General features: G+C 57.8%; 10 protein-coding genes. 7 read left to right on the top strand and 3 right to left on the bottom strand.

The window, feature by feature from the left end:
• The first annotated feature begins 21 nt into the window (after positions 1-21).
• From AABB31_RS16975 to AABB31_RS16990, 4 genes are all read left to right on the top strand, one after another.
• Positions 22-543 carry a TRAP transporter small permease gene (locus tag AABB31_RS16975; protein ID WP_342077034.1) on the top strand — a complete coding sequence of 174 codons (522 nt, stop codon included), beginning with the start codon at positions 22-24 and terminating at the stop codon, positions 541-543.
• On the top strand, positions 536-1,825 hold the full coding sequence (locus AABB31_RS16980) for a TRAP transporter large permease subunit (protein WP_342077033.1): 1,290 nt from the start codon (positions 536-538) through the stop codon (positions 1,823-1,825). Before AABB31_RS16975 ends, AABB31_RS16980 begins: the two co-directional genes overlap by 8 nt.
• Complete coding sequence (locus tag AABB31_RS16985; RefSeq protein WP_342077032.1) at positions 1,822-2,538, top strand: GntR family transcriptional regulator; 717 nt, start codon at positions 1,822-1,824, stop codon at positions 2,536-2,538. The genes AABB31_RS16980 and AABB31_RS16985 overlap by 4 nt, the downstream gene beginning before the upstream one ends.
• Before the next feature lie 214 nt (positions 2,539-2,752).
• Positions 2,753-4,891: a hypothetical protein gene (locus AABB31_RS16990; protein ID WP_373635050.1), complete on the top strand. Its 2,139-nt coding sequence runs from the start codon at positions 2,753-2,755 to the stop codon at positions 4,889-4,891.
• A gap of 116 nt (positions 4,892-5,007) precedes the next feature.
• Here the strand turns inward: AABB31_RS16990 and AABB31_RS16995 are convergent, their stop codons facing one another.
• Genes AABB31_RS16995 through AABB31_RS17005 form a run of 3 tightly spaced genes read right to left on the bottom strand, consistent with a single transcriptional unit; the run spans position 5,008 to position 8,028 of the window.
• Positions 5,008-5,868, bottom strand: coding sequence for an MBL fold metallo-hydrolase (locus AABB31_RS16995; protein ID WP_342077029.1), 861 nt, complete (start codon positions 5,866-5,868; stop codon positions 5,008-5,010).
• A 7-nt stretch (positions 5,869-5,875) separates the two neighbouring features.
• Complete coding sequence (locus AABB31_RS17000) at positions 5,876-7,222, bottom strand: aspartate aminotransferase family protein (protein ID WP_373635051.1); 1,347 nt, start codon at positions 7,220-7,222, stop codon at positions 5,876-5,878.
• Complete coding sequence (locus AABB31_RS17005; protein WP_342077027.1) at positions 7,219-8,028, bottom strand: IclR family transcriptional regulator; 810 nt, start codon at positions 8,026-8,028, stop codon at positions 7,219-7,221. Before AABB31_RS17005 ends, AABB31_RS17000 begins: the two co-directional genes overlap by 4 nt.
• Positions 8,029-8,135: 107 nt before the next feature.
• On the opposite strand from AABB31_RS17005, the gene AABB31_RS17010 reads away from it, so the two are divergent.
• From AABB31_RS17010 to AABB31_RS17020, 3 genes are all read left to right on the top strand, one after another.
• Positions 8,136-9,080, top strand: coding sequence for a tripartite tricarboxylate transporter substrate binding protein (locus AABB31_RS17010; protein ID WP_342077026.1), 945 nt, complete (start codon positions 8,136-8,138; stop codon positions 9,078-9,080).
• A 75-nt stretch (positions 9,081-9,155) separates the two neighbouring features.
• Positions 9,156-9,695, top strand: a complete 540-nt coding sequence (locus AABB31_RS17015; RefSeq protein WP_342077025.1) for a tripartite tricarboxylate transporter TctB family protein — start codon at positions 9,156-9,158, stop codon at positions 9,693-9,695.
• A gap of 12 nt (positions 9,696-9,707) precedes the next feature.
• The gene (locus AABB31_RS17020) at positions 9,708-11,225 is read left to right on the top strand and encodes a tripartite tricarboxylate transporter permease (protein ID WP_373635053.1); all 1,518 of its coding nucleotides are present in this window, start codon (positions 9,708-9,710) and stop codon (positions 11,223-11,225) included.

Raw genomic sequence — 11,225 nt, forward strand, 5'->3', positions numbered from 1 at the left:
CGGCGACGCGTGCGTCCGATCATGACCCGTCTTCTGTCGTTCATTGACCGCCTGTCACGGCTTGCCGAAACAGTGGCCGTGCTGCTGATCTTTGGCTATTGCGCCCTGATGCTGACCGAAGTGGTCGCAAGGGCCCAGGCGCAGAGCTTTTCCTTTACGTGGGAGTTCAGCCAATACGCGATGGCTGCGATCTTTGCGCTGGCGTCTGGCCCGGCCATCCGCACGGGTGTGCATGTGCGGATCACGCTGGTGGCCGAGATGTTGCCGCCAGGCCTGCGACGGGTCCTTGATATTCTCGCAAACCTCGTGGCGCTGGTCATTGTTGCGCTGATCGTCTGGGCGATGTGGACCAAGACTGCCACCTCTTACGAGCGTAATATTCTGGCGACCAGTGTCACGAAATCCCCGCTATGGGTTCCGCAGGCCGTGGTGCTTTGGGGCATGGCGCAGCTTTGGCTGGACCTTGCGGCCCGGTTGATCCGCCGGCTGGCAAACCAGCCCTATGAATGGCGCGACGCCGACGCGGAGCCCTCGGATGTTTGAAATCGCGGTTGTGACGATCCTGCTGTTTGTTGCGTTGCTGGCCGGGTCCGTCTGGATCGGATTGTCCCTTTTTGCGACGGGCTATCTTTTGCTGGCCATCTTCAAACCGAATATCCCCATGGACATCTTTTCCAGCGGGGTCATCTGGGGGTCGGTTATTCCAACGCCGCTATTGTCGCTGCCCCTGTTCATCCTGATGAGCGAGGTGCTGGTGGCCGCGGGGCTGGGTCGATCCCTGTTTTCGGGCCTGGCCCCATGGCTGGGGCGGCTGCCGGGCGGGTTGCTGCATGTCAATGTCGTGGGCTCAACGCTGTTTGCTGCCGTCTCGGGATCTTCGGCGGCAACGACAGCCATTGTGGGCAAGGTCAGCCTGCCCGAGCTGCAGGCGCGTGGATATGACCGAAAACTCGCCATGGGGTCGTTGGCCGGGGCAGGGACGCTGGGTTTCCTGATCCCGCCATCAATCATCATGATCATCTACGGGGTTGTGGCAGAGCAATCTATTCTGGAACTTTTCGTGGCCGGGGTCATTCCGGGCCTTTGTCTTGCTGCGCTTTACATGGCCTATATCGCCGGGCACCAAATCGCGACCGGGTCACAGCCCCGGCAGGAACGGGCCACATGGGGCGCGCGGCTGCAAGGGATGCGGGATATCGGGCCGGTTGCGGCATTGATTGTTGCGATCATGGGGTCGCTCTATCTTGGGCTTGCCAGCGTCACGGAACTCGCAGCCATTGGTGTGCTGGGCGCGTTGGTGATTGCGGTCGTCATGGGGCGGTTTACGTTCCCGGCCATGGTGCGGGCCGGGCGGCGGGCCGTACGTACATCTGCCATGATCGGGCTGATCATCATCGGCGCGGCGCTGCTGAATTCGGCCTTCGGCTTTCTGGGCATCCCAAAGGCAATTGCATCGCAAATTGCGTCTCTTGGGCTGTCGCCATTTGTGCTGATCGCGGTGCTGTTGGTCTTCTACGCGCTTTTGGGGATGTTCCTTGATGGCACCTCAATTATCGTCATGACCCTGCCAATCACGCTGCCGCTGGTGACAGCGGCGGGATATGATCCGATCTGGTTCGGTATCTTCGTCGTTGTGGCGGTTGAGATCAGCCAGATCACCCCACCCATCGGGTTCAACCTGTTTGTCATTCAATCCCAAACCGGCGAGGGCATCGGGACGATTGCCCGCGCTGCGTTGCCGTTCTTTTTCCTCCTGCTTGCATTTGCTTTGCTACTTGCCGTATTCCCGCAGCTTGCATTGTGGTTGCCGGGGACATTGCGATGAGCACGCTTTATGCGCAGGTTTGTGAAAAAATCCTGGATCAGATCCAGAATGGTGCGCTGAAAGTCGGGGATCGCCTGCCACCCGAAGCGGATTACGCAGCAGAGCTGGGCATCAGCCGGTCAACCCTGCGGCTTGCGTTTTCGGAACTGGAAGCAGCGGGCGTCCTGAAGCGCAAAAAACGGGCCGGCACCGAGATTATCTCGGACACGCCAAAACCGCGCTTTAATATGGCGACCAGCGGGATTGGTGAACTGCTCAGCCTTGGGCGCGACACGGAATTCACCATCTTTGAAACCCGCACATGCCGCACCGAAGATATCGAGCAACTGGAAGGGCTGTTCAGCGAGACAGGCCATTGGCTGCATGTCAGCGGTGCCAGATCGCTTGCCAGCGAGACGCGACCGTTCAGTGTGAACCAGGTTTTTGTTCCGGCCCGCTTTGCGGCGATTGAACCATTGCTGACAGCCAACAAGACATCCGTCTATCAGGCTATCGAGGACACGTTCAGCGTCGCAGTTGGCCGGGTCAGCCAAACTGTCCGCGCCATCGCCTGTCCTGCGGCAGAAGCAAAGATCATGGGCCTGGCAGAGAATGCACCGGTCCTGCAGATCGAAGCGCAGCTTTTTGTGCAGGACGGATCCTTGATGGAAGTTTCGGTTGCCACCTTCGATCCAGCCCGGTTTCAGGTGCGGACGGATGTCGAAATCGAATAGCGGCCCCCGTGTCAGCCTGCGTGCAGCAATTCAGCAAATAAAACCTATGGTTGCGCGTCGGTTTTGACCGGTGACGCGGCAAGCGCGCGCCGATGATCCGATCTTGCCTTTGCATTTAAAGGGTTAACAGGCCGACGATTTCATTTGACTCCACACCAGACACCGACCCAAGCTGACCTAAGGTCAATTTACACAAAGCGAATTGGAGTGAGCGATGCTCGAGCCGCTCGGCGATAATGAAGACGCCCCCACGTACCTTGTCCCGAAGATGGGCGAATTTGCGGTGTCGAATACGGCCTTCTACACCTCTTTATACATTACCGATATTGAACCGCCGAAAACGAAACTCGAGGCTGACCCCCGGACCGAACTCGCCGAGCCGCTTGATCCATTTGCCAAAACGGCCGAAAGCGGCGCCGATGCGTCGACGCCCGCAATCGGGGTGCTTTTGACCCATGAACAAGGGTGGTTTCAGGAAGGGCTTGCGCTGGGCACGTTGCTGCATTCGCTTTGCCTGGCACCGGGCGAAGTCACCAAGGTTGCAATTGTCGACTGGCAACGACGGGCCGCAGCCATTGACGCGCAAGCCACGGATCAAAGCGAAGAGGTCTCCAGCGAATCCAATCAGGCCCTGTCCACCAACGAAGTTCAGCGCGCACAGGCGCGCGAGCTGCAATTTGGGCAATCCTCAAGCTCGTCCGTGTCAACGCAATCGAATATTGGCGGCAGTGCGGGCTTTCTGGGGATGGGCATATCAGGGTCGTCATCTCTGGCCACAAGCCATGCGCATTCCGCATCAATGAGTACCGGCCAGCGGGATTTGTCAGCCGAATCCAGCCGCGATGTCAGTCAGCGCACCGAACAGCTAAGCCAGGCCACCCGGTCGCGCCGTTCAACCCAGGTGCGCGAGGTGCAGGAAGGCGAGACCGAGAATGTCACCACCCGCGTTGTTGCGAACTACAACCGGATGCACGCGCTGACAGTGCAGTATTACGAAGTGCTGCAGGTCTATGCGCTTAAAACACGGGTCTCCAAGGCGGAACGATGCTTGTTTGTCCCGTTTGAGGTGATTGATTTTAACGAAGAAACCCTGAAAGCGTGCCGCGAGGTATTGATCGCCATCGCGACAGATTTGGGGCTGGATGATTTGCGCATGCTTCTGATGGAAGCCGATGACAATGCCCAGTCGCGACAGGATGAAGTCGCCGCCGCAGAATTGGCCGTGGCCGAGGCAGCCAAGGCGATTGGTACTGCAAGCACCGTTCTGAATGCGCATCTGGCGCATCCTCCCCAGCCGCCGCAAGCATCGACGGACCTGTCGAAGTTCACCAAGGCGATGATTGAATTTCCCAAGGCAATGACCCGATGGGCGCTGCAGGCGGAAAAGCTCAAACTGGCCGTGCCGCAGGCTATCAAAATCCATGCCGAGACCGTCGCGCGTTTGGCCGCAATCAAGACGCGGCACAGCGTGACGCAAGAACGGCTGTATGAGTATCTTAATCGTGACAAGCTTGCATTGAACCAGATGATGTGGATGCGGCTTGACGCGCACAAGGTCCACGCGCTCCTGTCCAAACACCTGTTTCAGGGCAAGCCGCTGATCGGCCTGATCGACCCCAAACCGGTGGGTGTGTTTGGCAATTATGTCGCGTTGAAATGGCACTTTGACCACAAGGCCAAGCGGGATGATTTTTCTGCGAAATATGTGCGCGATGAGGAAGCAACCGTGAACACGCGCGTGGTCCTGCCATCTGACGGCGTTTTTGCCGAGGCCGTCCTGGGCCAGTCCAACGCAGCCGAGAAGATCGACCTGACCCGGTATTGGGATTGGGGCGACAATCCGATCCCGATCCTGCCACCGGATATTGCCGACATCAAAACCGGCAGCCGCGCGACTGATGTCGCGACAAAAGATGGGGCGCTTGATCCGTCCCTCGCGGCTTTGGGGCAGCTGCAGGGCTTGCCCGGCTCTGATCTGGCCGCCATTCTTGGGGCTTTGCAGCAAGGGTCGATTTTCCGCAATATGAGCGGGATCGAACAAACTGCCGAGCTTGCCAAGCAGACCAGCGGTGCAGCATCCAAAGGTGCATCAGAGGCTGCGAAAACGGCATTAGAAGCGCAGAAAGCCTATGCAGATGCCATGGTGCAACTGGCCAATTCCGACGTGGGCAAGGCTGCGGTCCAACTGGCCATGACAGCAACACCGCAAGGCAAGGCTGCAACCGTCTTGGGCGGTCTGATGAATGCCGCCAAAGGGTCAGGTGACCCCGAGGCACCACCCAAAACGCCCGTTGATACCGGCGTGCAGCGCACGTCACGCACCGTGGGCAGCAAGAACCGCCGGCGGTCGTAGGCCGCCGTCGGAACGGTCCGATTTTGGCATGATGGGAGAGGAAAGTAGAATATAGTGTTCTATTTTGATGTATTTCGCATCGCGCCATGGGCCATTGGCTGACCCTTACGCAAGGTTCAAATGGATATCCTGCATCCGTCTGTGCCAACCGTGAAATTGTCCGACCAATGATCTTCGACGGCCTTTTGCCAGTCCTTTTCACCGTAATCGGGGTCGTCTGACGGGATCAAATGCGACAAGACAAGGTGTCTGACCCCGGCGTTTCGGGCCGTCTTGGCCGCATCATGCGCGTAGGTATGGGATCGGAGCCAGTGTTCCATCAGCTTTTCTGACCCATTGCCGATCCGCTTCATCAACGCGGGCAGGGCGGCGCCCAACATGGCTTCGTGAACCAGCACATCAGCGCCCCGGGAAAAGTCTTCCATCGCGTTCATGGGTGCAGTGTCACCCGAGAAAACAACCGATTTGTGCGCGGTATCAAACCTGAATGCAAAGCAATCCACCAATGGCGGGTGCTCTGTCCGCATCGCGGTGATGGTAATGCCATCAATCCGCAAAACCTCGCCCGCGTCGATAACGTGCAAGGTCACCAGGTCGCGCAAGTCTGGGCGACCTTCGTCTTCGATCCGCAGGTCGATGTCGGCTTTCATGGATGTCAGGAATGCCTGCCAATAATCCTCAAGGCCTTTGGGCCCATAGACATCAACCGGCGCATTCAGCCCGGCCACCCAAGCCGTGTGCAACAGCGCCCCAAGTTCAAGATAGTGATCCGAGTGAAGGTGGCTGATCAGGACCAAGGACAGGTCCTTAAGCTGCATTCCTTGATCGACAAGACCGCGGGTCACACCCAGACCGCAATCAAGCACAATGGACCGCCCGTTCAGGTGAACAAGGTTTGACGTCGGCATGGAAGACCCGGGCCGAATGGCTGGCCCGCCTTTGGTGCCCAACAGGGCGATGTAATCATCTTGCATCATTGGGGCCTCACAAAGCGGAAAATGCGGTGTCCAATGCGGACACGATTGTGCTGGTGTCTGCCTCGGTCAGGACAAGGGGCGGCGACAGGATGATATTCGGGCCCGAAACCCGGACCATCGCGCCGTTTTGGTAGGCGGTTTCTTGGACCTTTGCGGCGGTCACCGGGTCAATTGGCGTCTTGGTCGCACGGTCACTGACCATCTCGATGGCGGTCATCAGGCCGTGACCACCACGCACATCGCCAATGATGTCATATTTTTCTTTCAGGGCCTGACAACCTGTAAACATTTGCGTACCGCGCGCGGCTGCGTTTTCAGGCACATTCAAGCGTTGGGTTTCTTTCAGACAGGCAAGTGCTGCGGCCGCCCCAACGGGATGACCGGAATAGGTGTAGCCATGGCCGATGCGCGCGTTTGGATTATCCTCAAAGGTCTCGATCATGCGCCCGCCAATCATGACGGCCCCAAAAGGGAAGTAACCGTTTGTGATGGCCTTTGCCGTGGCCATCATGTCGGGCTGAATGCCCCACAGGCGGGCGCCAGACCATGCGCCCGTGCGGCCATAGGCGGTAATGACCTCATCGGTGATCAGCAAAATGCCATGACGGTTGCAAATCTCTTGCACCATTGGTGCGAAGGATTTGTGCGGCGGGATTACGCCGCCTGCACCAAGGATCGGCTCCATGATCATCGCGGCGATTGTGTTGGCGCCCTGGAACGCGATCTCATCTTCCAGTGCTTGCACGCAAAGCTGCGCCAGCCGCTCTGGGTCCGTTTCATTGAACGGATTGCGATAGGTATAAGGGGCCGGAATGTGGAAGCAGCCGGGCAGCAGTGGCTCGTAGGCGGTGCGGAAGTTGGCATTGCCGTTGACGGATGCGCCACCGATATGCGTGCCGTGATAGCCTTTCTTGAGGCTCAGGAACTTGGTCCGCCCCGCTTCGCCGCGCAGCTTGTGATACTGCCGCGCCAGTCGCAGCGCCGTTTCGACGGAATCAGACCCACCCGAGGTGAAAAACGCACGCGACAGGCCATCAGGCGCAAAAAACTGGCTTAACTCATATGACAGTTCAATCGCGGCATCGTTCGAGGTACCGCGGAAGGTCGAATAATAGGGCAGTTGTTCAAGCTGCGCTGAGATTGCGTCTTTTACCGGCTGACACGAATAGCCCAGGTTGACGTTCCAAAGACCGCCGACCCCATCAACTGCCTTGTGCCCATCAATATCAATGATGCAGACCCCTTCGGACCCGGTGATGATCTTGGGCGGTTGATCAATGCTGTCTTGCGGCGACGTCATCGGGTGCCACATCAGACGCCCGTTGTGTTCTTTCAGGAAATTGCTGTCTTTCATGAGGTCTGTTCCATTTCCTTGCATGACGCGATGGCCTTGGACCATGCGGTTTCAATATCTTGCGGGATGATGCCGCCCCAATTGCGCGTGATGTCCCGGCTGGCCTGAATAAGACCTTCCGTGATGATTTGTTCGAGTGACGCGGTAAAACGTGTTGCGACGCTGGCGACCGACACCGCACCCGCAAAGGCGCCATCTTGATCGAAGATCGGTGAAGACAGGCTGTGGATATCAGTCTCAAACTGGCCGTTTGATCGTGCGATCCCACGGCTGCGCGCGTCCTCGACCAAGATGCGCAACCCGTCTGCTGTCGTGGGCGTGGTGGGGGTGAAGGGCGCCAAATCTTCACACGCGATCGCGAACAGATCATCAGGACCAAATGCGAGCGCGCAAATCCCTGATGCGGTGGCATGAAGCGGAAAAGTTGCGATGTCGATGACGGCCCGCGTGCTGTGTTTGGGTGATTCTTGGGATAGCAGGGCGAAAATTGTAGAACTCGACAAAACCGTGACGTGTACGGTTTCGCCAGACAGTTCCGACAAGGCCGACATCGGGGCTGCGGCACCAGTTTCGCGGGGGACAGTTTGTTCGCGCAAGCGGCCAAGCTGTAGCAATGCAGGCCCCAGGCGATATCCCTTTGTTTTGTGATTTTGTTCAACAAAACCAGCGGCCTCCAGTGCCATCAGATGCCGGTATGTGGTTGCTTTGTCGCGCTTGGCGAGACGGCACATCTCTGACAGGCCGATCTCGGGTTTCAGGGCGCTAAAATGCGCCAGAAGTTCAAGTGCTTTGGTCGTGGAAGACATCGGTTTTTCCCTTTGCTCAAAAAAAATTTGCCACAACCCGGCCAAGCGGGCAAGCTATTTTTCATAACATCGGTTCATTATTTGAACCAATCAACTGGGAGACTCCAATGAAAAAGATTTTGACCACAGCATCTCTTGCTGCGCTTGGGTTGGCCGCGTTCGCTGCACCCGTCGCTGCAGAGTATCCGGAAAAGCCGGTTGAGTTTGTTGTGCCCTGGCCACCGGGTGATCTTGAAGATGTGCTGACACGCATGATCGCCGAGGACTTTTCCGCCGCATATGGCGTGCCTGCGGCTGTGGTGAACAAACCTGGCGGCGGCGGTGGGCCGTTCCCCGGTGCAATCGAAGTGGCAAACGCGCCCGCTGACGGCTACACCATCGGATCATTTATCATCGCCATTCCGGTCGTTGGTCCAAATCTGGGTATCCCGGAACTAAGTCCGAACCCGTTTGAGCCACTTGGCAACTTCCTGACATATCCGTTTGTGATCGCAGCAGGTGGCGATGCGCCTTACGATGACATGGCCGGTCTGGCCGCCCATGCGCAGGACAACGACGTTGTTCTGGGCCACTTTGGCGCACCGCTTGTTCCGACGCAGGTTACGCTCGGTCTTGCCGCTGAGATGGGCTTTTCCTTTGCGTCAGACGCGCCATTTGACGCGCTTGACTGCAACACGCTGGCATCCGGCGATGTGGACGTGATCAACACCACATTGCAGCTTATTCTGCCATGCCTTGATGACGTAAAAGTCCTCGCCTCCGTGGGCGGCGAACGCATCTCGCTCACACCCGACACGCCGACCGTGGCAGAGCTGGCGCCAAGCCTGAACGTATCCCTTTGGAACGGTTTGTTTGTTCACAAGGATACACCGGCGGATGTGCGCGAAAAGATCATCGCGGTAGCTGAACAGACAATGGCGTCTGAGCGCGCGCGAGAGCTGGCAGCGCAAACCGGTGCTTTGATTTACTGGCAGTCTGCTGACGAAGTGGCCGCCCAGATCGAGGCTGATACAGAAACCCTCGGTGCTATCGGCACACTGCTCGGGAATTAATCGCGACATGTAGGCGGGCAGCGGTTTCTGCCCGCCCATCACCTATTTTCGGCACCTTGCTCCGGGGGGCGTAGGATGACACGCGTCAAGACGCTACAAACATTGTTCAAGAGATACCGCAGACCGGGCGACATCGTCTTTGCGTGGTTTGCTTTGGTGGTGTCTGTCTTCCTCTTATCCCAGATCGCAAGCGAAACAGCTTGGCGTCCCGGCAGCAAACTTGTGGCACAACCCCGGTTTTGGCCAGCGGTGGCCCTGGGTGCGATGGCCATTTTCGCGGCCTTCCACCTTTTGGGCTCCGCAATGTCGGAACGGATCGACGGACGCTGGCGCGAAGTCCTGCTGTGGTTTGCCTCGCTTGAATACGCGGCGTGGTTCATCGCATATGCCCTGGCTGTGCCCTATAGCGGCTACCTGCTGACCACGATTGTCTTTGCCATCGTGCTGACCTTGCGGGTTGGGTATCGCAAGACATCCATCATTGTTGGCGCAGCAGTGACCGCCCTGCTGATCGTGCTGCTTTTCAAAACATTTCTGAAAGTGAACCTTCCATCAGGTCTGATATACGAAGTCCTGCCGGCCGGTTTGCGTCAGTTCATGTTGACCTATTTCTGATCGGATCCTGACATGGAAAACCTCATTGCCGGACTGGAAATGTTGGCACGGTGGGACGTTGTCCTCGCCTTGCTTGTAGGATCAATAGGTGGGGTGATGATCGGCGCCATCCCCGGTGTCGGCCCTGCTGTTGCAATTGCAATCATGTTGCCGGCCACGTTTTCGATGGACCCAATCGTTGGCCTGACGATGCTGCTGGGGATTTACGGGTCGTCGATGTATGGCGGCGCGATCCCGGCGGTCTTGATCAATACGCCGGGAACGGCGGTGAATGCGCTGACGTCTTATGACGGCTACCCGATGACCGAACGGGGTGAGGCGCACCGGGCCGTGTCATTGGCCTATTCCGCCTCCTTCTGGGGCGGCATTTTCGGCATCGGCTGTCTGATCCTTCTCTCGCCGGTCCTTGCGATCATCGCCCCGATGTTCGGGAGCCGCGAAATCTTCCTTGCGGCCCTCTTAGGGATCATCCTTGTGATCTTGGCACACCGGGGGCAGACCTTTGCGGCAGGCATGTTGGCGATGTTTGGGATATTCCTCAACACAGTGGGTCTTGACGCGGTGACCTACACGCAGCGCTACACCTTTGGGCAGTCGTTCCTGAGTTCCGGCATCAACCTGATCGTGGTCGTGTTGGGCTTGTTTGCGCTTAGTCAGGCGTTCTTTCTTTTGACCGCACCTGACAACAGCCCGGACGCAAAGCCCGTGACTGGCAGGATGGGGGCAGGGGTCCGCGAATTGCTTAAACACAAACGGATCGCTACGGCCGCATCCGGTTTTGGCGTGCTGCTGGGCATGATCCCGGGCACCGGTGAATTCACCGCACAATTCATGAGCTACACCTACGCGCAGAAAACCTCCAAAAAGCCTGAGCTATTCGGCAAGGGCTCACCCGAAGGTTTGATCGCGTCTGAGGCTGCAAATAATGCCGTGCCAGCCGCCGCGATGATCCCGCTTTTGGCGCTGGGTATCCCGGGCGAGGCGCTGACGGCGATGATGTTGTCGGTGTTCTATGTCCACAACGTTGTGCCGGGGCCGCAGCTGTTCCAGAACAATATTGATCTGGTCTACGGCCTGTACTTTGCGCTGATCGCACTGAATGTGATCGTGTTCATCTTCCTGCTGACATCGACCAACCTGATGACCAAGATCATCCGGGTGCCGACCCGATTGCTTGGGGTCATGATCCTGCTGTTGTCATTTGTGGGCGTCTATTCGCTGCGCAATTCACTGACCGATTGCATGATCGCGGCTGTCTTTGGTGTGCTAGGGCTTGTGCTGAAACGGCTGAACCTGCCGATTGTCCCGATCATTCTGGGCATGGTTCTGGGCGGCATCATGGAGGTCAAACTCCGCTCTGCTTTGCCGCGCCTCAACGGACCGTTTGACATGATCGACCGTCCCATTGCGGCCATTCTGTTTGCCTTGATCGTGATGGTCATTGGCCTGCACATCCGGACATTGATCAAAGAGGTGCGTGCGGCCCAACCCGCCGAAGATCACGACCTTCACGACACGCAAACAAGGTAG

Origin of the sequence: Yoonia sp. SS1-5, from assembly GCF_038443705.2 — a bacterium.
GTDB lineage: Bacteria > Pseudomonadota > Alphaproteobacteria > Rhodobacterales > Rhodobacteraceae > Yoonia > Yoonia rhodophyticola.